At 71.7% G+C, this 20,750-nt stretch carries 20 protein-coding genes; 10 read left to right on the top strand and 10 right to left on the bottom strand.

The window, feature by feature from the left end:
- The first annotated feature begins 2 nt into the window (after window positions 1-2).
- Both ACWXWW_RS04010 and ACWXWW_RS04005 read left to right on the top strand, forming a co-directional pair.
- Window positions 3-626 (top strand): NUDIX hydrolase family protein, encoded by a 624-nt coding sequence (locus ACWXWW_RS04010; protein WP_271174750.1) that lies wholly within the window; start codon window positions 3-5, stop codon window positions 624-626.
- Window positions 627-725: 99 nt separating this feature from the next.
- Window positions 726-1,652 (top strand): sulfite exporter TauE/SafE family protein, encoded by a 927-nt coding sequence (locus tag ACWXWW_RS04005; protein WP_282980526.1) that lies wholly within the window; start codon window positions 726-728, stop codon window positions 1,650-1,652.
- Between the two features lie 9 nt (window positions 1,653-1,661).
- Here the strand turns inward: ACWXWW_RS04005 and ACWXWW_RS04000 are convergent, their stop codons facing one another.
- The 8 genes from ACWXWW_RS04000 to ACWXWW_RS03965 form a co-directional block, all read right to left on the bottom strand.
- Window positions 1,662-2,105 (bottom strand): RrF2 family transcriptional regulator, encoded by a 444-nt coding sequence (locus tag ACWXWW_RS04000; RefSeq protein WP_455968884.1) that lies wholly within the window; start codon window positions 2,103-2,105, stop codon window positions 1,662-1,664.
- Between the two features lie 432 nt (window positions 2,106-2,537).
- Window positions 2,538-2,858, bottom strand: a complete 321-nt coding sequence (gene fdxA, locus ACWXWW_RS03995; RefSeq protein ID WP_271172157.1) for a ferredoxin — start codon at window positions 2,856-2,858, stop codon at window positions 2,538-2,540.
- Window positions 2,855-4,207 (bottom strand): FAD-dependent oxidoreductase, encoded by a 1,353-nt coding sequence (locus tag ACWXWW_RS03990; protein ID WP_455968882.1) that lies wholly within the window; start codon window positions 4,205-4,207, stop codon window positions 2,855-2,857. Before ACWXWW_RS03990 ends, fdxA begins: the two co-directional genes overlap by 4 nt.
- Window positions 4,204-4,998 carry a uroporphyrinogen-III C-methyltransferase gene (gene cobA, locus ACWXWW_RS03985; protein ID WP_309299977.1) on the bottom strand — a complete coding sequence of 265 codons (795 nt, stop codon included), beginning with the start codon at window positions 4,996-4,998 and terminating at the stop codon, window positions 4,204-4,206. Before cobA ends, ACWXWW_RS03990 begins: the two co-directional genes overlap by 4 nt.
- Window positions 4,991-6,307 carry a sulfate adenylyltransferase subunit 1 gene (locus tag ACWXWW_RS03980; RefSeq protein WP_455968881.1) on the bottom strand — a complete coding sequence of 439 codons (1,317 nt, stop codon included), beginning with the start codon at window positions 6,305-6,307 and terminating at the stop codon, window positions 4,991-4,993. The genes cobA and ACWXWW_RS03980 overlap by 8 nt, the downstream gene beginning before the upstream one ends.
- Window positions 6,307-7,239, bottom strand: coding sequence for a sulfate adenylyltransferase subunit CysD (gene cysD / locus ACWXWW_RS03975; RefSeq protein WP_271174429.1), 933 nt, complete (start codon window positions 7,237-7,239; stop codon window positions 6,307-6,309). The genes ACWXWW_RS03980 and cysD overlap by 1 nt, the downstream gene beginning before the upstream one ends.
- Window positions 7,236-7,979 (bottom strand): phosphoadenylyl-sulfate reductase, encoded by a 744-nt coding sequence (locus ACWXWW_RS03970; protein WP_455968879.1) that lies wholly within the window; start codon window positions 7,977-7,979, stop codon window positions 7,236-7,238. Before ACWXWW_RS03970 ends, cysD begins: the two co-directional genes overlap by 4 nt.
- Complete coding sequence (locus ACWXWW_RS03965) at window positions 7,976-9,709, bottom strand: nitrite/sulfite reductase (protein WP_455968878.1); 1,734 nt, start codon at window positions 9,707-9,709, stop codon at window positions 7,976-7,978. The genes ACWXWW_RS03970 and ACWXWW_RS03965 overlap by 4 nt, the downstream gene beginning before the upstream one ends.
- 232 nt (window positions 9,710-9,941) lie before the next feature.
- Here ACWXWW_RS03965 and ACWXWW_RS03960 point away from each other — a divergent pair, with 232 nt between their 5' ends.
- Window positions 9,942-11,216 (top strand): sensor histidine kinase, encoded by a 1,275-nt coding sequence (locus tag ACWXWW_RS03960; protein WP_282980193.1) that lies wholly within the window; start codon window positions 9,942-9,944, stop codon window positions 11,214-11,216.
- A 124-nt stretch (window positions 11,217-11,340) separates the two neighbouring features.
- Window positions 11,341-11,976 (top strand): response regulator, encoded by a 636-nt coding sequence (locus ACWXWW_RS03955; RefSeq protein WP_271174433.1) that lies wholly within the window; start codon window positions 11,341-11,343, stop codon window positions 11,974-11,976.
- Between the two features lie 8 nt (window positions 11,977-11,984).
- On the opposite strand, the gene ACWXWW_RS03950 is transcribed toward ACWXWW_RS03955, so the two are convergent.
- On the bottom strand, window positions 11,985-12,986 hold the full coding sequence (locus ACWXWW_RS03950; protein ID WP_455968877.1) for a LacI family DNA-binding transcriptional regulator: 1,002 nt from the start codon (window positions 12,984-12,986) through the stop codon (window positions 11,985-11,987).
- A gap of 295 nt (window positions 12,987-13,281) precedes the next feature.
- On the opposite strand from ACWXWW_RS03950, the gene ACWXWW_RS03945 reads away from it, so the two are divergent.
- The 3 genes from ACWXWW_RS03945 (at window position 13,282) to ACWXWW_RS03935 (ending at window position 16,468) form a co-directional block, all read left to right on the top strand.
- Window positions 13,282-14,538 carry an ABC transporter substrate-binding protein gene (locus tag ACWXWW_RS03945; RefSeq protein ID WP_324012375.1) on the top strand — a complete coding sequence of 419 codons (1,257 nt, stop codon included), beginning with the start codon at window positions 13,282-13,284 and terminating at the stop codon, window positions 14,536-14,538.
- A gap of 65 nt (window positions 14,539-14,603) precedes the next feature.
- Window positions 14,604-15,563, top strand: coding sequence for a carbohydrate ABC transporter permease (locus tag ACWXWW_RS03940; RefSeq protein ID WP_324012373.1), 960 nt, complete (start codon window positions 14,604-14,606; stop codon window positions 15,561-15,563).
- Entirely contained in the window at window positions 15,563-16,468 is a 906-nt protein-coding gene (locus ACWXWW_RS03935; protein ID WP_455968875.1) for a carbohydrate ABC transporter permease, read from the top strand. The genes ACWXWW_RS03940 and ACWXWW_RS03935 overlap by 1 nt, the downstream gene beginning before the upstream one ends.
- On the opposite strand, the gene ACWXWW_RS03930 is transcribed toward ACWXWW_RS03935, so the two are convergent.
- Complete coding sequence (locus ACWXWW_RS03930) at window positions 16,458-17,501, bottom strand: LacI family DNA-binding transcriptional regulator (protein ID WP_324012371.1); 1,044 nt, start codon at window positions 17,499-17,501, stop codon at window positions 16,458-16,460. The genes ACWXWW_RS03935 and ACWXWW_RS03930 overlap by 11 nt on opposite strands.
- 171 nt (window positions 17,502-17,672) lie before the next feature.
- Between ACWXWW_RS03930 and ACWXWW_RS03925 the strand changes: the two genes are divergently transcribed.
- Genes ACWXWW_RS03925 through ACWXWW_RS03915 form a run of 3 tightly spaced genes read left to right on the top strand, consistent with a single transcriptional unit; the run spans window position 17,673 to window position 20,749 of the window.
- Window positions 17,673-18,431, top strand: a complete 759-nt coding sequence (locus ACWXWW_RS03925; protein ID WP_455968873.1) for a ThuA domain-containing protein — start codon at window positions 17,673-17,675, stop codon at window positions 18,429-18,431.
- 57 nt (window positions 18,432-18,488) lie between these two features.
- Window positions 18,489-19,286, top strand: coding sequence for an ABC transporter ATP-binding protein (locus ACWXWW_RS03920; RefSeq protein ID WP_324012369.1), 798 nt, complete (start codon window positions 18,489-18,491; stop codon window positions 19,284-19,286).
- Window positions 19,283-20,749, top strand: a complete 1,467-nt coding sequence (locus ACWXWW_RS03915) for an FtsX-like permease family protein (protein ID WP_455968871.1) — start codon at window positions 19,283-19,285, stop codon at window positions 20,747-20,749. Before ACWXWW_RS03920 ends, ACWXWW_RS03915 begins: the two co-directional genes overlap by 4 nt.
- Window position 20,750 lies beyond the last annotated feature (1 nt).

The following is a 20,750-nucleotide window of genomic DNA, read 5'->3' as shown; positions in this document are numbered from 1 at the left end:
GCATGCCGGTCCGCACGCCTGACCCCGATCCCGAAGAGCTCCCCGAGGAGCCGCAGCTGCCATCCGACCTGGGTGCGAGCGGGATCGGCGCGGTGCCGGGAGGCTCGTCGAACCCGGGCTGGCTGAGTGAGTTCGAGCTCGAGGCCGTGCGCCGCCGCCTTCCGATGCTCTACGTCGAGGCCATCCCGGTGCGCACGGATGGCGTGGGCCAGGTGACCGACGTCGGGATCCTCCTGCGGGCCTCGAGCATGGGCGAGATCAAGCGCACGATCGTCTCCGGTCGCGTCCGCTACGGCGAGACGGTGCGCGACGCGCTGTTCCGCCATCTCGAGAACGACCTCGGGCCGATGGCGTTCCCGCTGCTGCCGCCGCAGCCGACGCCGTTCACGGTCGCGGAGTACTTCCCGATCCCGGGCGTGACGGCGTTCCACGACGACCGCCAGCACGCCGTGTCGCTCGCGTTCGTCGTGCCCGTGACGGGCACGTGCGAGCCGCGTCAGGACGCGCTCGAGGTGACGTGGCTCACACCCGACGAGGCGGCGTCGGATGCGCTCGCCGCGGAGATGGAGGGCGGGCGCGGCTCGCTCATCCGGATGGCCCTGGCGTCGGTCGGCGCCCTCCGCTGAGCCCCGCGGCGACCGGATGTGTCGCCGTATGACGCGCTGTGTTACGGCCGTGCGTAATGTCCTACCTCGACGGTGGGGAAAGCCCCTAGCGTCGTCGGCATGCAGACACTCGTGCTCCTCGCCCTGATCGGCCTCGCAGGCTTCGCAGCTCAGCTCGTCGACGGCGCCCTGGGCATGGCGTACGGGGTCACGTCCACGACCCTGCTGCTCACGATCGGCACAGCGCCCGCCGCGGCCAGCGCCTCGGTGCACCTCGCGGAGATCGGCACGACGCTCGCGTCGGGCATCTCGCACTGGCGCTTCGGCAACGTCGACTGGAAGACCGTCTTCAAGATCGGCGTGCCCGGCGCGCTCGGCGCCTTCGCGGGCGCGACCTTCCTCTCGGGCCTGTCGACCGAGGCGGCCGCGCCGCTCACGTCGGGCATCCTCCTGGCCCTCGGCACCTACATCCTCATCCGCTTCACCGTGCAGGGCCTTCCGAAGCGCCGCAGCGACAAGCCGCTCCCGCTCGCGTTCCTCGCGCCGCTCGGCATCGTCGGCGGCTTCCTCGACGCCTCGGGCGGCGGCGGATGGGGCCCGGTCGGCACGCCGGCGCTCCTCTCGAGCGGCCGCCTCGAGCCGCGCAAGGTCATCGGCACGATCGACACGAGCGAGTTCCTCGTCGCGATCGCAGCATCGCTCGGCTTCCTCCTCGGCCTCGGCTCCGCGGGCTTCGATTTCGGCTGGGTGCTCGCGCTCCTCGCGGGCGGCGTCGCGGCCGCGCCCCTCGCCGCGTGGCTCGTGCGCAAGCTGCCGCCGCGCATCCTCGGGTCCCTCGTCGGCGGGATCATCGTCCTGACCAACACCCGGACCATCCTGCGCAGCCTTGAGGTGGGCGACGCGACGGTGAACCTCGCGCTCGTCGGGATCGCCGTCGTGTGGGCCGCGGCGGTCGCCTGGTCGGTGCGCGCTCACCTCATCGCGCGTCGCGCCGAGAGGGCCGACGCGGAGGCGCCGGCCGCGCAGCCCGCGCTCGTCGCCGACTAGACCGGATCTCTAGGGGCTCTGCCAGGCGGCCGGGTCCTCGGTCAGCGCGGCGACGTCGGCCGGCAGCCGGTCGTCGGCGAGGTCGGCGAGGCTCGTCCCCTCGAGCACGCTGCGCACGTTCGCGCGCAGCGCGACCCACAGCTGCAGGAGCGCGCCCTCCTCGGCCATGTCGGATGGCCGCTGATCGCGGACGAAGACGAGCGGGCCATCCACGGCGCGGATGACGTCGGCCACGGTCAACTCGGCCGCCGGGCGGGCCAGCTCGTAGCCGCCGCCGGCGCCGCGACGGCTCGACACGATCCCGGCCCGCACGAGGGACGTCAGGATGCCCTCGAGGAACTTCGCGGGGATGCCCTCGTCCGATGCGATCGTCGGCGAGGCGAGGCGCTCGGTCGCGCGTGCGAGCAGCACGCACGCGCGCACGGCGTATTCGGCACGAGCGGAGATGCGCATCCCTCGATCATGGCACGGGGTCCGGTGCTCTCTGTTCGGTGTCGCCGGTGGCGGTGGTGGGGCGGCGTCGTTCGGCGGTGGCCGTGGGTGGTGGTGTGGCTGTTCGGGTCGCAGTTGGCGTCGGTATTCGGCCGTTTGGGGCCGCGACGTGCGACTTGGCCGTGCCGGTGGTGTGGGCGTTCGGTTGCGGTGGGTGTCGGGGGTGGCCGTGGCCGTTCGGGTCGCAGTTGGCGTCCGTATTTGGCCGTTTGGCGCCGCGAAGTGCGACCTGGCCACCGGGGGAGTGCCACCGGGGGCGGCAGCCTGGCCACCAGGAGGCGACCCGGCCACCAGGGGGCGACCCGGCCACCACGGGCCAGCGACCCGGCCACCGGCGGCGCGTCGTGGCACGGCGAAGGCCCCGGGCCGAAGCCCGGGGCCTTCGCGGATGGCCTACTCGCCCTGGGGCGGGAGGGCGGCGATGAGGGGGTGGTCCTTCTCGATCACGCCGACCTTCGACGCGCCGCCGGGCGAGCCGATGTCGTCGAAGAACTCCACGTTCGCCTTGTAGTAGTCCTGCCACTCGTCGGGCAGGTCGTCCTCGTAGTAGATCGCCTCCACCGGGCACACCGGCTCGCACGCACCGCAGTCGACGCACTCGTCCGGATGGATGTACAGCGACCGCTCGCCCTCGTAGATGCAGTCGACCGGGCACTCATCGATGCAGGCGCGGTCCTTGACATCGACGCAGGGGAGCGCGATGACGTACGTCACGAGCGTGCGAGCGCGTCGGCGCGCGAGATCTCGACCTGCTCCTCGCGGGGCACGACCTTGACGCGCTCCCGCTGGTGGCGGTGCGTCTCGCCGAGCGTGCGCTCGTGCGCGTCGAGGGCGAGCCATCCCTGCCAGGTGGTGTACTCGACGTCGCGCTCGTCGAGGAGCGCGACGACGTCGTCGGCCGTGGGGGCCGTGAGCGATCCGGCGGCCGCGTCCTCGACGAGGTGCTCGACCGTCTCCATCGCGTCGGACTTCGTGTGGCCGATGAGGCCGACGGGCCCGCGCTTGATCCATCCCGTGGCGTACAGGCCCGGAACGCCGTCGACACGGCCCTCGACGTTCGGGATGACGCCGCGGGAGGCGTCGAACGGCGCGCCCTCGACGCGCGTGCCGTAGTAGCCGACGGCGCGGTACACGGCCTGCAGCGGGTAATCGACGAACGCGCCCGTGCCGACGACCCGGTCGCCCTCGACGCGCGTGCGCTCGAACCGCATGCCCTCGACGCGCTCGTCGCCGAGCACCTCGGCGGGCGCGTGCCAGAAGTGGAGGTGCAGGCGGCGGGGAGCACCGGTGAGCTCGCGTCCGCGCCACGAGTTCAGCGTGCGGAGCATGATCTTCATCTGGTTGTTCGGCGCCGCGGCCGGGTCGACGCCCTCGAAGTCGGCGTCGTCGAGCACGATGTCGACGCCGCGCACCTCGCCGAGCTCGCGCAGCTCGATCGGCGTGAACTTGATGTCGGCGGGTCCGCGACGGCCGAACACGTGCACATCCGTCACCGCCGAGCCCTCGAGGCCCTCGAGGACGTTGTCGGGCACCTCGGTCGAGCGGAGGTCCTCGGGCAGCTTCGCGAGCACGCGGGCGACGTCGAGCGCGACGTTGCCGTTGCCGATGACCGCCACCTGCTGCGCGTCGAGCGGCCACGTGCGCGGCACATCCGGGTGGCCGTCGAACCACGCGACGAAGTCGGCGGCGCCGTACGACCCCGCCTTGTCGATGCCGGGGATGTCGAGGGCCGCGTCGCGGATGGCTCCGGTCGCGAGGATGACGGCGTGGTACCGCTCCTGGAGCTCCTCGAGCGACACGTCGCGGCCGACCTCGATGTTGCCGAGGAAGCGGATGCGGCCCGAGTCGAGCATCTCGTGCAGCGAGTTGACGATGCCCTTGATGCGCGGATGGTCGGGGGCGACTCCGTAGCGGATGAGTCCGTAGGGCGCGGGGAGCGACTCCAGCAGGTCGATCGAGACCGATCCGCCCGCCTCCTCGACGGCGTTCGCGAGGAGGTTGCCGGCGTAGATCCCGGCAGGGCCCGCGCCGACGATCGCGACGCGCAGGTTGTCGAGGCTCACAGGGCTGCCTTTCGTTCGGAGTCGCGACGCACCGCGTCGACGAGCTCGGATGGTGCATAGGGGCTGAGGGTGACCACGTCGCCGATGACGACGACGGCCGGGTTGCGCACCTTCCGCTGAGCGGCCTGGTGCGCGATGGTCTGCAGGGTGCCGAAGGTGACGCGCTGCCGGGGCCCGTATCCATCCTCCACGATCGCGACCGGGCAGTCGCCGCCGCGACGGCCGGCTCCCAGCACATGCGCGGAATGGGGGAGGGTGCCCACGCCCATGAGCAGCACGACCGTGTGGTCGCGGCCGCCGCCGACCTCGTCGATCTGGTCGTGCCCGGAGACGACCGTGAAGGAGGTCGCGAGGCCGCGGTGCGTGAGGGGGATGCTCGCGATCGCCGGCACGGCGCTCGCGCTCGTGACGCCCGGCACGACCTCGACGTGGAGGCCGGCCTCGCGGCAGCGGAACAGCTCCTCGCCGCCGCGGCCGAACACGAAGGGGTCGCCGCCCTTGAGCCGCACGACGTCGCGCCCGGAGAGGGCGATCTCGACGAGGAGCTCCGAGATGGCCTCCTGCGGGATCGGATGGTGGCCCGGCGTCTTCCCGACGTCGATGACCTCCGCACGGAGCTCGATGCCCTCGGCTGCGAGGCCGTCGAGCACGCCGCGCGCGCCCAGGCGGTCGGCGACGATGACGTCGGCGCTCTCGAGCGCGCGGAGGCCGCGCACGGTGAGGAGGCCGGCGTCGCCCGGACCCGCTCCGACGAGGGTGACGCGCCCCTCGCGGCGCGCGGTCTCAGTCACGGACGGTGCCGGCGGCGATCGTGTGGCCGTCGGCGGGCCGGATGACGAGGAACGAGCCCGAGTGGCGGGACACGCTGTACGGCTCGAGGGGGAGCGCCTCGGCGAGGCGGATCCGCGCGCGGCCGATCTCGTTCGCGCCGAGCTGGTCGGCCGGCACGTGCGCGAGGGAGTCGAGGTCGCGGCGCTCGACGATCTCGTCGACGATCGCCTGCACGGTCTTCGTGCCGTGCTTGACGAGCACGCGGGCACCCTGCGTGAGGGGGCGCTCGTCGAGGAGGAACAGCTGCGCGTCGATCTCGCGCGAGAGCTGCGGCGGGGCGTCCTCCGCCACGATCACGCTGCCGCGCGCGGCGTCGACGTCGTCGGCGAGGCGCACGGCGACCGACTGCGGTGCGGCCGCCTCGTCGACCTCGATGCCCGCGATCTCGACCGCGGTGACGGTGGTCGAGATGCCTGCGGGCAGCACGCGCACGCGGTCTCCCGCGCGCACGGTTCCCGACGCGATGCGGCCGGCCGACGCGCGATAGTCGCGAAGGCGCTCGACGGCGTCGGGGTCGGCCGCGGCGATCTCGGGCGAGACGCCGCCCTGCGGGCGCAGGACGATCTGCACGGGAAGCCGGAACGGCTCGAGCTCGCGCTCCTCGGCGTCGGCGGCCGGCAGCTGCTCGAGGAGCTCGAGGAGCGACGGGCCCGTGTACCAGGGCGTGCGCGCCGAGCGCTCGACGATGTTGTCGCCCTCGAGGGCGGAGACGGGGAGCACGTGCACATCGGCGACGCCGAGCTCGTCGGTGACCTCGCGCACCTGGTGCTCGACGGGTGCGAAGGCGTCCTCCGCGAAGCCGAGGAGGTCGATCTTGTTGACCGCCACGATGACGTGCGGGACGCGCAGGAGCGCCGTCACGGCGAGGTGCCGGCGGGTCTGCTCGAGCACGCCCTTGCGGCCGTCGATGAGCACGACGACGGCGTCGGCCGTCGTGGCGCCCGTGACCATGTTGCGCGTGTACTGCACGTGGCCGGGGCAGTCGGCGAGGATGAAGCTGCGCTCGGCGGTCGCGAAGTAGCGGTAGGCGACGTCGATCGTGATGCCCTGCTCGCGCTCGGCGCGCAGGCCGTCGGTGAGCAGCGCGAAGTCGATGCCGTCGGCGCCCGCGAAGCCGCGCTCGCGCGAGGTGCGCGCGACCTGCTCGAGCTGGTCCGCGAGGATGGCCTTGGAGTCGTGGAGCAGCCGTCCCACGAGCGTGGACTTGCCGTCGTCGACCGACCCGGCGGTCGCGAACCGGAAGAGGGTGGAGGGGGCGAGCGTGCTCATCAGAAGTAGCCGTCCTTCTTGCGGTCTTCCATCGCCGCTTCGCTGATCCGGTCGTCGGCGCGGGTCGCGCCGCGCTCGGTGAGGGTCGACACCGCCACCTCGGCGACGATGTCCGAGATGCCCGAGGCGGCCGACTCGACGGCGCCCGTGCAGCTCATGTCGCCGACCGTGCGGTAGCGCACCGTGCGGGTCTCGACCGTCTCGTCGGCGCGGGGCTCGGAGAAAGGGCCCACGGCCATCCACATGCCGTCGCGACGGTAGACCTCGCGCTCGTGCGCGAAGTAGAGGGGCGGCAGGGCGATGCCCTCGCGCTCGATGTAGCGCCAGATGTCGAGCTCGGTCCAGTTCGAGATCGGGAAGACGCGCACGTGCTGGCCGGGCGTGTGGCGGCCGTTGTAGAGGCTCCAGAGCTCGGGGCGCTGGTTGCGCGGGTCCCACTGGCCGAACTCGTCGCGGAGGGAGAAGATGCGCTCCTTGGCGCGCGCCTTGTCCTCGTCGCGGCGCGCGCCGCCGAAGACCGCGTCGTGCTTGCCGGCCGCGATGGCGTCGAGCAGCGGCTGCGTCTGCAGCGGATTGCGGGTGCCGTCGGCGCGCTCGAGGAGGCGCCCGTCGTCGATGTAGTCCTGCACGCTCGCGACCTCGAGCGTGAGGCCGAGGCGCTCGACGGTCTCGTCGCGGAAGCGGATGACCTCGGGGAAGTTGTGCCCCGTGTCGACGTGCAGCACGGGGAACGGCACGCGGCCGGGCAGGAACGCCTTGGCGGCGAGGTGCAGCACGACGACGGAGTCCTTGCCGCCCGAGAAGAGCAGCACGGGGCGCTCGAACTCGGCGACGACCTCGCGGATGACGTGGATGGCCTCCGCTTCGAGCAGGTCGAGCGTGCTCAGGCGCGTGGCCGGCGCGGCGGCGGTCGCGGTCAGGGTGTCGCTCATGTGTGGAGTCCGCATTCGGTCTTGTCGAGTCCGGCCCAGCGGCCGGAGCGGGGGTCTTCGCCCGGGGCGACGGGCTTGGTGCAGGGGCGGCATCCGATCGAGGGATAGCCGAAGTTCAGCAGGAGGTTCATCGGCACCTGGTGGAGCGAGGCGTAGGCCTGCAGGTCGTCCCACGTCCATGCGGCGACCGGGTTCACCTTGACGAGGCCGTTCTTCGCGTCCCACGTGACGAGCGGCGTGTTGACGCGCGTGGGCGCCTCCTCGCGGCGCACGCCCGTGAACCACACCTCGTAGCCCTGCAGGGCGTCGTGGAGCGGCGCGACCTTGCGCAGCGCGCAGCACTGGGCGGGGTCGCGTGCGAAGAGGTCCTTGCCGTGTGCGGCGTCCTGCTCGGCGACGGTCTGCTCGGGGAGCACGTCGACGACGCGGACGTCGAGGCGGCGCTCGACCTCGTCGCGCGTCGCGACGGTCTCGACGAAGTGGTAGCCCGTGTCGAGGAAGAGCACGTCGACACCGGGCAGCTGCTCGGCGACGAGGTGCGGAAGGGCGGCGTCGGCCATCGAGCACGCGACGGCGACGGCGCCGAGGCCGAAGTTGCGCGCGACCCAGTCGACGACCTGCGCGGGCGTGGCCTCGTGGTCGGTGAGGCTGCCGAGCTCGGCGGCGCCGGCCTCGGCGAGGGCCTCGAGCTCGGCGGCGGAGCGGCGCGTCTGCAGACGCGGCGCGAGGCTGACGGTCATCGCAGGACCTCCTCATCGACGCGGTGGGCCCACTGCGCGAAGCTCTCGTCGCCCTCGCGGCTCTCCGCATAGCGGGTCGCGATGCGCTCGACGTAGTCGGCGATGCCGGTGGCCTCGACCTTGAGCCCGCGCACAGTGCGGCCGAGGCCGGCCTCCTCGCGGTCGTGCGCGGTGAGCCCGCCGCCGAGGTGCACCTGGTAGCCCGGGACCTTGTTGCCGTCGTCATCCGTGATGATCTGGCCCTTGAGCCCGATGTCGGCGGTCTGGATGCGCGCGCACGAGTTGGGGCAGCCGTTGATGTGCAGGCTGAGGGGCGCGGGGAGGTCGACCCCCGCGAGCCGCTTCTCGAGCTCGAGGACGGCGATCCGCGCGTTCTCCTTCGTCTCGACGATCGCGAGCTTGCAGAACTCGATGCCCGTGCACGCGATCGTGCCGCGGCGGATGAGGCTCGGTCGCGCGCTGAGGCCGAGCTCGTCGAGGCCCGCGATGAGCGACTCGACGCGGTCCTCGGCGATGTCGAGGAAGACGAGCTTCTGGTGCGGGGTCGTGCGCAGCCGCGTCGAGCCGTGCGCCTCGAGCAGGTCGGCGAGAGCCGCGAGCTGCGTGCCGGACGAGCGCCCGACGATGGGCGTCGCGCCCACGTAGAAGAGGCCGTCCTTCTGGCGGTGCACGCCGATGTGGTCGCCGGGGGTCGGCGGCTTCGGAGCGGCGGGCCCGTCGGCGAGGCGGTAGCCGAGGTACTCGGTCTCGAGGACCTCGCGGAACTTCTCCACGCCCCAGTCGGCGAGGAGGAACTTCAGGCGCGCCTTGTTGCGGAGGCGACGGTAGCCGTAGTCGCGGAAGATGCGCGCGACGCCGTACCAGACCTCGGCGACCTGCTCGGGGGACGCCCATGCGCCGAGACGCTCGCCGAGGCGAGGCACGGTCGACAGCGCGCCGCCGACCCATACGTCGTAGCCGACCCCGTGCTCGGGGTGCTCGACGGCGACGAACGCGACGTCGTTGATCTCGTGGACGACGTCCTGGCTCGGATGGCCGGTGAGCGCGGTCTTGAACTTGCGCGGGAGGTTGGCGAGCTCGGGGTCGCCGATGAACCGGCGCGTGATCTCGTCGATCTGCGGGGTCGGGTCGATGAGCTCGTCGGCGGCGATGCCCGCGACGGGAGAGCCGAGGACGACGCGGGGGACGTCGCCGCAGGCCTCGGTGGTCGACAGGCCGACGCTCTCGAGGCGGCGCCAGATCTCCGGCATGTCCTCGACCTGCACCCAGTGCAGCTGGATGTTCTGACGGTCGGTGAGGTCGGCCGTGCCGCGCGCGAAGTCGTTGGAGATGCCCGCGATCACGCGCAGCTGCTCGGTCGTGAGCTGGCCGCCGTCGATGCGGACCCGCAGCATGAAGTACTCGTCCTCGAGCTCGTGCGGCTCGAGGGTCGCGGTCTTGCCGCCGTCGATCCCGGGCTTGCGCTGGGTGTAGAGACCCCACCAGCGGAAGCGGCCGTGCAGGTCGGTCGGGTTGATCGAGGAGAAGCCGCCCTGCGCGTAGACGGTCTCGATGCGCTCGCGCACGTTGAGGCCGTTGTCCTCCTGCTTGAACTGCTCGTTGGCGTTCAGCGGCTCGGTGCCGTCGATCTTCCACTGCCCGTTCGGCTTGCTCGACGGGCGAGGCGGACGGATGCGCGCCCCGCGCGCCGCCGCCGGTGCGGCCTGCGTGCCGGTCTCGCTCAAGGTCATGCTCGTCTCCCGCTCGCTCGATGTGGGTCGAGCTTAGGGAGCGGAGGGTGAGGGGCTCGCGCGCATGCGCAACAGACCGTCACACGCGGCGAAACAGAGCGTCACATGACGCAACGCAGGTCGTCCTCGGGGCCGCAGCGCGGCCATCCGCTCAGCCGTGCGACTCGCGACGGATGGCGGATACGCCGCACGGCGGATGCCGCGCCGCGCGCCGGCCCGTACCGTGGAGGGGGTGGACGGCGCCGGAACGAGCACGAGCACGCCCCTGCGCACACGGTGGCGGGGGCTCTTCCGACGCGTGTCGGCGGCGCAGTGGATCCTCGACGGCTTCACGGGCGCGTTCTTCCTCCTCTTCGCGGCCGTGCTGCTGCCGACCTACGACGACGGCTTCTCGTGGATCGGGGGCGCCGCGACGCTCGCGCTCATGACGACCGCGCTCATGCTGAGCCGCTGCGCACCGGCGCTGTCGCTCGCGGTCGCGTGGATCGGCGCGTTCGTGCAGATGGGCACGGGTCAGCAGCCGATGGCGGCGAACGTCGCGATCTTCGTCGTGCTCTTCGCGGTCGCCGCCTACGGCTCGCGCGTCGTCTTCTGGGTGGGCTTCGCCTCGGCGTGCGCGGGGGCGCTCTGCGTCGCGCTGTACCTGTTCGTCTTCGGCCCCGCGATCGCGGGCATCGGCTACGTCGGATACGTCGGGGGAGCGAGCTCGCCGCTGCAGGCGGTGCTGTCGCTCATGCTCGTGTTCGGCGCGGCGCTCTTCAGCCTGCTTCTGGCCTGGACGCTCGGCGCCCTCTTCCGCGTCGTCATCCGAAACCGCGAGACACGGCGCGCGCAGCTGCTCGCCGAGGAGCGGGCCACGGCGGAGGAGGAGCGCGGGCGCATCGCGCGCGACATGCACGACGTCGTCGCGCACTCGCTCGCGGTGGTCATCGCGCAGGCCGATGGCGCCCGGTACGCGGCCGCCGCGGACCCCGAGGCCGCGACCCAGGCGCTCGCGACGATCAGTCAGACCGCGCGCTCCGCGCTGTCGGATGTGCGGATGCTCCTGACCCAGCTGCGGCATCGGCAGGCCGAGGGGCCGCAGCCGACGATCGCCGACCTCGAGCAGCTCTACGCGCACGTGCGCGCCGCGGGCGTCGACCTCCGGGTGACGGTCGACCCCGCTCCGCCCGGCGAGCCGCCGGCGTCCGTGCAGCTCGCGGTGTACCGGATCCTGCAGGAGGCGACGACGAACGCGATGCGGCACGGCGACGGCGGGCCCGTGCACGTCCATCTCGCGTGGCTGCCGGGCAGCGTCGCGCTGTCGGTGCGCAACCGGAGGGTCTCGTCGGACACGCGTCCGGTGCCGGTCACGACGGCGCGGACGAAGGTGCTCCACGCTCCGCCTGTGCAGTCGGCGGGCCACGGCCTCATCGGCATGCGCGAGCGCGCCGAGCTCGTCGGCGGCCGGTTCGATGCCGGCCCGCAGGGCGCCGACTGGGTCGTGCAGGCGACGCTCCCCGTATGACCCGCCCGCCCCGGCGCGCCCCGATCCTGCATGTCTCGTTTCGTGCGGGTATGGCGCCGGAAAAGCCGGGGAAAGTGAGACACGTGCGGGTGCGTGAAAGAGTGGAGCGACGAAGGGGAGACGGATGATCAGGGTCGTGCTCGTGGATGACCAGGCGCTGTTCCGCGCCGGGATCCGGATGGTCGTGGCGTCGCAGCCCGACCTCGAGGTCGTCGGCGAGGCGGGCGACGGGCAGGAGGCGATCGCCGTGGTGCGCGCGACCCGTCCCGATGTCGTCCTCATGGACATCCGCATGCCCGTCATGGACGGCCTCGCCGCGACCTCGCACCTCCTCGCCGAGCCCGACCCGCCCAAGGTCGTCATGCTCACGACATTCGACCTCGACGAGGCCGCGGCGCGCGCGATCCGGGAAGGGGCGAGCGGCTTCCTGCTGAAGGACGCCGACCCCGAGTTCCTCCTCGCGGCGATCCGCACGGTCCACGCCGGGTCGTCGGTCATCGCGGCATCCGCGACGCGGGAGCTCTTCGCGCACTTCGCGGAGGCGCCCCGACCGGCGCCGCCGGCGTTCGGCGAGCTGACCGACCGCGAGAAGGAGATCTTCGCGCTCGCCGCCCGGGGGCTCAGCAACGCCGAGATCGCCCAGCGGGAGTTCCTCAGCGAGGCGACCGTGAAGACGCACATCAGCCGCATCCTCACGAAGCTCGCCCTGCGCGACCGCGTGCAGCTCGTCGTCTTCGCGTTCGAGCACGGCCTGGCCTGAAGCCGCCCCTACAGCGACTCGCGCCGCACGAGGGACGTCGACAGGGTCTGGATCCTCTCGGCGGGCAGCCCGCGGATGGTCGCCAGAAGGGTCTCGGCGGCGGCTCTCCCCATCGCCTCGAGCGGCTGGCGGATGGTCGTGAGCGGCGGATCCGAGGTGGCGGCGAGCAGGACGTCGTCGAATCCGACGACGGAGACGTCGGCGGGCACCCTGCGCCCCGCGGCCTGCAGCGCCCTGAGCGCCCCCGCGGCCATGAGGTCCGACGCGGCGAAGACCCCGTCGAGATCGGGCTCTCTGCGGAGGAGTCGCGCCATCGCGGCCGTGCCGCTGTCGAGACTGAAGTCGCCGTGCACGATCGGCCCGGGGACGATCCCGTGCCGTGCGAGCTCGTCCGTCCATCCGCGGGTGCGCTCGCGAGCCTGCTCGAGGTCGAGCGGCCCCGTGATGATCCCGATGGAGCGGCGGCCGGCCTCGACGAGCGCGCGCGCCGCGAGCACGCCGCCGCCGTAGTTGTCGGAGTCGACGATGATGGGCTCCGGCCCGATGTCGGCGTGCGGGCGTCCGACCCAGGCGATCGGCACGGGGGAGTCCGCCAGGCGCTCGACGAGGTGCGAGATCTCGTGCTGGAGGATCACGATCGCGCCGTCCAGCGCCCCCGAGCGCAGGAAGCGCGGGACGCGCTCGATGTCCTCCTGGTCGGCCGGCAGGAGGACGGGCTGCACCTCGCCGACCGACAGGGCCTTCGCGGCCCCCTTCATCACAGCAGCGAAGAATGTGCCGCTCAGACCCCCGAGCTCCTCGAACGCGACGACGAGCCCCACCGCCCCCGCTCGTCCGCCGCGGAGGGCACGGGCCGCGACGTTCGTCTCGTACCCCAGCCGCTGCGCCTCGCGCTCGACCGCGCTGGTCATCACCGGGTCGACGTTCGTCGCGCCGGCGAGCACCCGTGCCGCCGTGGCGCGTGAGACGCCCGCCGCCCGGGCGACGTCGACGATGGTGGGTCGGACCATGGCTCCTCCACGGAGTTCATCCCCTCGAAGATCGATCTCTCCGACAGGCTGATCATTGCACGTTCTCTGCGTGGCCGAGGCGAGGCCGCTGGCCGTGCGCAACCCCCATGTTACGGATGGGGTGGGCGCGTGGCGGATCCAGGGAATCGCGCGCCTCGCAGGACGCGGGTTGCCCCCGTCTCGGATGTGGATTACTGTGACCGCGAACGAGAGAACGATCTCTCATGCGGGTTCTCTCGAGACGCCCCGCCATCCCCGAAGAAGAGGAGCTGTTGTGAATCGTCGCAGTCTGGCGTTGCCCATCGCGGCAATCGGTGCTCTCGCCCTGGCGCTGTCCGGGTGCACGTCGGGAGGATCAGGATCGGCCTCGGATGACCCGAACGCGGAGTTCGAGTTCTGGTCGTTCACCGGGATCGGGCAGAAGGACTCGGTCGACCGCTACCTCGAGCAGAATCCCGACGCGAAGGTCAAGCTGACCGAGGTCGGCAGCACGACGGAGACGGCCACCGCCCTGACCGCCGCGCTCGCCGGGGGCAAGGTTCCCGACCTCGTGATGATCCAGAACGACGACCTGCCGAAGTTCGTGGAGAACCCGGGCAACTTCGTCGACCTGCGCACGCTCGGCGGAGACGACATCGGCGAGGGGTACCTCGACTGGGCCGTCGAGGGGGCGACCGCGGAGGACGGCTCGATCATCGGGATCCCGACGGACGTCGGCGGCCTGGCCTTCGCCTATCGCGCCGACCTCTTCGAGGCCGCGGGGCTGCCGACCGATCCAGACGAGGTCGCGCAGATGTGGGCGACCTGGGACGACTTCATCGCGATGGGCGAGAAGTACACCGAGGCGACAGGGGAGCCGTTCGTCGACAACGTCGAGACGAGCGTCTTCTTCTCGACGGTGAACCAGGTCACCGAGAAGTACTACTCCGACGACGGCGAGCTCATCTACGACTCGAATCCGCAGGTCGAGGAGGCCTTCGACGTCGCGGTCCGCACCTACGAGGCCGGCATCAGCGCGGGCATCGCCGCCTGGTCCTCGGGGTGGGGGCCGGGCAAGGCGAACGGGTCCTTCGCGGTGACGACCGCTCCGTCGTGGATCCTGTCCGGTCTCAAGACGGACGCCCCCGACACCGAGGGCAAGTGGCGCATCGCCTCGATCCCCGGCACCGGCGGCAACTGGGGCGGAAGCGTCATCGCGATCCCTGCCCGCGCGGACAACCCCGCCGCCGCGTGGCAGTACATCGAGACGATGCTCTCTCCGGAGGGGCAGACCGAGCACTTCTCCGTCACGGGCACGTTCCCGGCGGCCAAGGCCGCGCTCGAGAGCGACGAGGTACGTCAGTACACCGACCCGTTCTTCGGCGACTCGCCGATCGGCGAGATCATGAGCGAGTCCGTGACCCAGTTCAACTCGTTCTACAACGGGCCGGACACGAGTGCGATCGGCGCGGCCCTCCTGAACGCGCTCGTCGACATGGAAGCCGGCAACGTCCCGCCCGACGAGGCCTGGCAGACCGGCCTCGACAGCGTCAGGGCCGCGCTGGGCGGCTGACCCACCGTTCGATCGACGGCGACCCGCCTGTCGGGCGGGTCGCCGTCCTCACCGAGGCAGGACCCATGACCGCCACTGCGACCGCCATCCGCGCACCGCGGATCAGCCCCGAGCGGGCATCCGCTCGCCCCATCAGACAGCCGCTCGCCGAGCGCATCGCGCCGTACCTCTACATCGCGCCGTTCTTCGTGATCTTCGCGATCTTCGGGCTCTTCCCGCTCCTGTTCACCTTCTACGTGGCGCTGTTCGACTGGAATCCGGTCGGCGAGCAGACGTTCGTCGGCCTCGCCAACTTCGAGCGCCTCTTCCAGGATCCGCGGTTCTGGAACGCGTTCGTCAACACGTTCGGCATCTTCCTCATCTCGACCATCCCGCAGCTCCTCCTGGCGCTCGGGCTCGCGCACCTGCTCAACCACGCCGCGCTGAAGTTCGCGAACTTCTTCCGCATGGCGCTCCTCGTGCCGTACATCACCTCCGTCGCGGCGACGGCGCTCGTCTTCGCGCAGATCTTCGACAAGAACTTCGGACTCATCAACTGGATCCTCGATCTCGTCGGGGCGCCGGCGGTGAACTTCCTGTCGTCTCAGGTCGGATCCTGGATCGTCATCTCGTCCATGGTGATGTGGCGCTGGTTCGGGTACAACGCACTCCTCTATCTCGCCGGGCTGCAGGCGCTTCCGCGCGAGATGTACGAGGCCGCCTCGGTCGACGGCGCATCCGGATGGCAGCAGTTCATCCACCTCACGATCCCGTCGCTGCGTCCGATCATCATCTTCACCGTGATCATGTCGACGATCGGCGGACTCCAGATCTTCACCGAGCCGCTCCTCGTGGCGCCCGAGTCGGGCCTCACCTGCGGCGGCGGCCGGCAGTGCCAGACCCTCGCGCTGTTCCTCTACGAGCAGGGCTTCGGGCAGTTCGAGTTCGGCTACGGGTCGGCGATCGGGGTGGCGCTGTTCGTCATCGTCGTCGTCGCGTCGCTGATCAACTTCTTCCTCACGACCCGCACCAGGAGGGCACGCTGATGTCGCAGCTGACAGACGAGGGAGCGCTCGCCGCGCCGCGCACGGAGGCGATCGTCACGGGCCGCCGCACGCGCAACGGGGGCCGCATCGGCCGGGTCGGATGGCCGGTGTACGCGCTGCTGATCGTCGCGGTCCTGATCAGCGTGTTCCCGCTGTACTACATGTTCGTGATCGCGTCGGTCGGCGCGACGGCCGTCACGTCGAGCCCTCCGCGGCTCTACCCGGGCTTCAACTTCTTCGACATCGCGGCCAAGGTGTTCGAGACGGTGCCCTTCTTCCAGTCCCTGCTCAACAGCGTGTTCGTCTCGCTCGTGGTGGCCGTCGCCACGGCGCTGCTGTGCGCGCTGGCCGGCTTCGCCTTCGCGAAGCTGACCTTCCCCGGGCGGAACGTGCTGTTCCTCATCGTGCTGCTGACGATGACGGTGCCGGCACAGCTGAGCGTGATCCCGCAGTACCTGATCATCTCGTGGCTGTCGTGGGTCGATACGCTCCAGGCCATCATCGTGCCCGGGCTCGCGAGCGCCTTCGGCATCTTCTGGATGCGGCAGCACCTCGCGACGACGCTGAACGACGAGCTGATGGCCGCCGCGCGCATCGACGGTGCGAGCAGCTGGCAGATCTTCTGGCGCATCGGGTTCCCGATCGTCCGACCGGCGGCGTTCGTGCTGGGTCTCATCACCTTCACGGGCGTGTGGAACGACTTCATGTGGCCGTTCATCGTGCTCAAGTCGCCCGAGCTCTTCACCGTGCAGATCGCCCTCAAGCAGCTTCAGGCGAACCGGACCATCGACCTCGCGCTGACCATGGGCGGCTCGTTCATGGCCACCCTCCCGCTGCTCATCGTGTTCTTCTTCGTCGGACGCCGCATGGTGGCGGGGATCATGGACGGCGCGTTCAAGGGCTGAGGCCGGCTCGCCCCGCGCGTCGGGTCGACGCGCGCTCGACGAGCTCGGTCGGCATGACGATCGGCTCCGTGCTGAGATCCTCGCCCGCGGCCGCGCGGGCGAGGATCCGCACCGCCTCCGACGCGGCCTCGCGGATGGGCTGTCGGATGGTCGTGAGCGGCGGGTGAAGCCAGCGCGCGCTGCGCACGTCGTCGAAGCCCACCACGAGGACGTCGTGCGGGATGCTCCGCCCGCTCTGGGCGACCGCGCGGTAGACGCCGGCGGCCATCTCGTCCGAGCACGAGAAGACGCCGATGGGGCCGTCGCCGCCCAGCTCGCCGAGCTCGGCGAGCGCCCGCGTGCACGCGCGCTGCGCGTCCCACGCGCTCCAGTCGGCGCTCGTGCGCACGTACGGGGCACCCGGCGCGGCGTCCTCGAGGGCGCGCGTGAACCCGTCGACGCGGGCGCGGCCGTACCGATACGACGGGGCTCCGCCGATCGCGATGAAGCGGCGTGCGCCGTTCTGCACGAGGTGCCGCGCGGCAGCCTCGCCACCCGCGGCATCCGTGATGCGCAGGCTCGGGAGCGGGCGCGAGGCCTCGGATGGCGGCTCCATGAGCACGAGCGGGATGCCCGCCGCGCGCATGGTCGCGATCTGGGTGCTGGTCGGGACGATGAGCCCGATGATGACTCCCGCCGAGCCGCGCGACCGGATCCGCTCCGGCCAGTCATCCGCGGGATCGTCGCGCTCCGTCGTCAGCACGAGGTCGTAGCCGAGCGCGGACGCCGTCGTGCGGGCGCCGGCCGTGATCTCCTGCGTGTAGGGATCGTGGAAGTGCCCGAGCACGAGGTCGATCAGGGAGGTGCCGCGCCGCGGGCGGCCTCGTCGCCGGCCCACGGCCGAGTAGCCGAGCTCCGCGGCGGCGCGTGCGATCCGCGCACGGGTGTCGTCTGACATCTCCCCGCTCCCTCGCAGCGCGCGGGAGGCCGTCGCCACGCTCACGCCGGCTCGCTCGGCGACGGACGTCAGGGTCACATCCGGCGTGAGGCGCATGCCGACATTTTTGCGCAAACCCGCCCGCTCGACCACCGCCCGGTGGCAGGGTTTCCCCACGCGTACATCCCGTCGAGGTGGAAGGGACGAGTCCATGACGACGACAGGACCGACAGCGATGATCGAGAGCCGAGCCGACCTGCGGCCCGCCGGTTCCGGGAAGGCGGGCGTATGAGGGCCCGCCGGGCGCTCATCGTCCGCGGCGGCGGGGAGGGACATCGCCCCGTCGAGGCGACGGACCTCTTCGTGCCGTTCCTCGCGGAGAGCGGGTTCGAGGTGCGCATCGCGGAGTCGAGCGAGATCTACGCCGACCAGGCGGAGATGGAGCGCACCGACCTCATCGTGCAGTGCGTCACGGCGTCCGAGATCTCCCCTGAGGCCCTGGTCGGGCTGCGCGGTGCCGTCGCGCGCGGCACGGGTCTCGCGGGCTGGCACGGCGGCATCGTCGACTCGTATCCGGGCAGTGCGGGCTACCGGCAGCTGATCGGGGCGCGCGCGGTGGCGCACCCCGCCCGACGGGGCGACGGCCGCCGAGACGACGCGCACGACGACGTGCTCTGCTACACCGTGGACATCGCCGATCGCGGCCGCTCGCACGAGATCATGACCGGTCTCGAGGACTTCACGCTGCGCACCGAGCAGTACTGGGTGCTCGCCGACGACGGCAACGACGTCCTGGCGACGACGACCTACCCGGCGCTGCCCTCGCGCTCGTGGCAGCGCACGGCGACCGCGCCGGCGGTCTGGACGCGGCGCTGGGGCAGAGGCCGTGTCTTCGTCGCGACGCCCGGCCACAGTCTCCTCGTGCTCCGGGACGTCAGCGTGCGCACGATCATCGAGCGCGGGATGCTGTGGGCGAGTCGCCCGATGACGGAGGAGCCCGCCGAGCCGATCCTCCGAGAGGCGCGCGGGATCATCCTCGCGATGTAGCGGGATGAGCCGGGCGGGCGATGACCGCGACGGGGGTCGGTTCCTAGCGTCGTAGGCATGGAGATCACGACCACCGACATGGGGCTCGCCGCGCGCGTGCAGCAGCTCACCAAGCAGTACGGCGCCGGCGAGAACGGCGTCCGTGCTCTCGACGGCGTCAGCGTCGGCATCCGACGCGGCCAGTTCACCGCCATCATGGGGCCGTCCGGCTCGGGCAAGTCCACGCTCATGCACATCATGGCGGGGCTCGACGCGCCGTCGAGCGGACGCGTCTGGATCGGCGACACCGAGATCACGGGGATGCGCGACGAGGAGCTGACGATCCTCCGTCGGCGCCGCGTGGGATTCGTCTTCCAGGCGTTCAACCTCGTGCCGACGCTCGATGTGCAGGCCAACATCCAGCTCCCGTTCGACCTGGATGGCCGCAAGCCGTCGAGCGCCGAGCGCGCGCGCATCGACGGGCTCATCGAGACGCTCGGCCTCGCGCCGCGCCTGCGCCACAAGCCGCACGAGCTGAGCGGCGGGCAGCAGCAGCGCGTCGCGATCGCGCGGGCGCTCGCGACGGCCCCCGACCTGCTCTTCGCCGACGAGCCCACCGGCAACCTCGACTCCCGCACGGGACGCGAGGTGCTCGCCCTGCTTGCCGCCGCGAGCCGCGAGCACGGCCAGAGCATCGCGATGGTGACGCACGATCCGTTCGCCGCGAGCTACGCCGACCGCGTGCTCTTCCTCGGCGACGGCCGCATCGTCGCCGACAAGCCGCGGCAGACGCCCGAGCAGATCTCGGCGCACATGCTCGCGGCGGAGACCGCTCCCGCGACGTCGGCCATCCCCACGGCGGGAGCCGCGCGATGACCGCGGTCGCCGCGGCACCTGACCGGATGGCCGCTGTCCGGCCATCCGCTCGACTCGCCTTCCTGCGCGAGCGCGGCATGGGGGCGAGCGTGCTCGTCGCTGCGCTGTCGGCGGCGTTCGGCGTGACGCTCGTGACGACGACCGGCTACATCGGCGCCGTCCTGCAGAACGACCCGTACATCGGCGACTCCGAGACGCTCGCGATCGTCGTCGCCATCCTCAGCGTGCTCCTCACCGCGGTCGCGATGTACGTCGCCGCGGTCGTGACGGCCAACACGTTCTCGACGATCGTCGCGGGTCGCGTGCGCCGGATCGCCCTCATGCGCCTGATCGGCGCGTCCGCGCGCTCGCAGCGCTCCGAGGTCGGCCGCCAGGGCCTCGTCGTCGGCGCGATCGGCGCCCTCATCGGGCTGGCTGCGGGCGTGGGGCTCTCCTACGCGGGAACGGCGCTGGGCGATCGGCTGCTCGGCGTCGCGGGGCACGGCTACGTCGTCGCGCAGCCCGTGCTCGTGCTCCCCGCGGCGATCGTCGTGCTCACGACGTGGGCGGCCGCGTGGGTCGGCTCGCGTCGCGTGCTCACCGTCACGCCGCTCCAGGCGCTCGGCGGCTCCGTCGAGCGGTCGCACGACGCGGTCTCGCAGCGCCCCGCGCGCAACGTGATCGCGATCGTGCTCTTCGCGATCGGCGCCGTGCTCCTCGGGGTCGGCGTCGTGGGCGGCTTCGTGACGCCGCTCGGCGTCCTCCCGGCCTTCGCAGGCGGGCTCCTGTCGTTCACGGGACTCGTCCTCGGCGCGACGACGGTCATGCCTCCCGTGCTCCGGATGGTCGGGCGCTGGTTCGGCAGGTCCGCGACCGCGGTGCTCGCGTCCGAGAACGCACTGCGTCATCCGGAGCGCTCGAGCCGCATGTCGATCGGCGTGGTCATGGGCGTGACGCTCGTGACGATGTTCGCCGTCGCGACCGAGACCGCCAAGGCGGTGCTCACGGCGAATGCGGGCGGCGAGCTCGACAGCGAGTTCTCGGTGATCATGGACACCTTCGCGAACATCATGATGGGGCTCGTCGCGGTGTCGGCCGTCATCGCGGCGGTCGGTCTCGTGAACCTCCTCACGATCGGCGTCGTGCAGCGGCGTCGCGAGCTCGGCCTGCTGCGCTCGCTCGGCCTCTCCGGGCGCCAGGTGCGCGCGATGGTGCTCCTCGAGGCGACGCACATCACGCTCGCCTCGCTCGTCACGGGCCTCGTGCTCGGGATCGCCTACGGATGGGCCGGGGCGCAGTCGCTGCTCGGGTCGGTGCCGGCGTACCCTGGCGGCCCGGCCGGCTCGCTCGTCCTGCCCGCTGTGCCGTGGGCGCCCGTGCTCGCGATCGTCGCCGCGATGGCCGTGCTCACCGTGGTCGCGGCGGTCACGCCGACGCGACTGGCCACGAGCATCGCACCCGTCGAGGCGCTGGCCGCCGACTGAC

The sequence above is a fragment of the Microbacterium sp. KNMS genome, from assembly GCF_053851835.1.
The sequence above is the reverse complement of the archived record's forward strand: the minus strand, read 5'-3'. Positions and strand labels throughout refer to the sequence as shown.

Coding starts and splice junctions, on each gene's coding strand:
- ACWXWW_RS03935 (WP_455968875.1), top strand. CDS start 15,563: ATGTCGCAGCTGACAGACGAGGGAGCGCTCGCCGCGCCGCGCACGGAG.
- ACWXWW_RS04000 (WP_455968884.1), bottom strand. CDS start 2,105: ATGCGCATCTCCGCTCGTGCCGAATACGCCGTGCGCGCGTGCGTGCTG.
- ACWXWW_RS03915 (WP_455968871.1), top strand. CDS start 19,283: ATGACCGCGGTCGCCGCGGCACCTGACCGGATGGCCGCTGTCCGGCCA.
- ACWXWW_RS04010 (WP_271174750.1), top strand. CDS start 3: ATGCCGGTCCGCACGCCTGACCCCGATCCCGAAGAGCTCCCCGAGGAG.
- ACWXWW_RS03950 (WP_455968877.1), bottom strand. CDS start 12,986: ATGGTCCGACCCACCATCGTCGACGTCGCCCGGGCGGCGGGCGTCTCA.
- ACWXWW_RS03920 (WP_324012369.1), top strand. CDS start 18,489: ATGGAGATCACGACCACCGACATGGGGCTCGCCGCGCGCGTGCAGCAG.
- ACWXWW_RS03980 (WP_455968881.1), bottom strand. CDS start 6,307: ATGAGCACGCTCGCCCCCTCCACCCTCTTCCGGTTCGCGACCGCCGGG.
- ACWXWW_RS03970 (WP_455968879.1), bottom strand. CDS start 7,979: ATGACCGTCAGCCTCGCGCCGCGTCTGCAGACGCGCCGCTCCGCCGCC.
- ACWXWW_RS04005 (WP_282980526.1), top strand. CDS start 726: ATGCAGACACTCGTGCTCCTCGCCCTGATCGGCCTCGCAGGCTTCGCA.
- ACWXWW_RS03955 (WP_271174433.1), top strand. CDS start 11,341: ATGATCAGGGTCGTGCTCGTGGATGACCAGGCGCTGTTCCGCGCCGGG.
- ACWXWW_RS03940 (WP_324012373.1), top strand. CDS start 14,604: ATGACCGCCACTGCGACCGCCATCCGCGCACCGCGGATCAGCCCCGAG.
- ACWXWW_RS03925 (WP_455968873.1), top strand. CDS start 17,673: ATGAGGGCCCGCCGGGCGCTCATCGTCCGCGGCGGCGGGGAGGGACAT.
- ACWXWW_RS03930 (WP_324012371.1), bottom strand. CDS start 17,501: ATGCGCCTCACGCCGGATGTGACCCTGACGTCCGTCGCCGAGCGAGCC.
- ACWXWW_RS03965 (WP_455968878.1), bottom strand. CDS start 9,709: ATGACCTTGAGCGAGACCGGCACGCAGGCCGCACCGGCGGCGGCGCGC.
- cysD (WP_271174429.1), bottom strand. CDS start 7,239: ATGAGCGACACCCTGACCGCGACCGCCGCCGCGCCGGCCACGCGCCTG.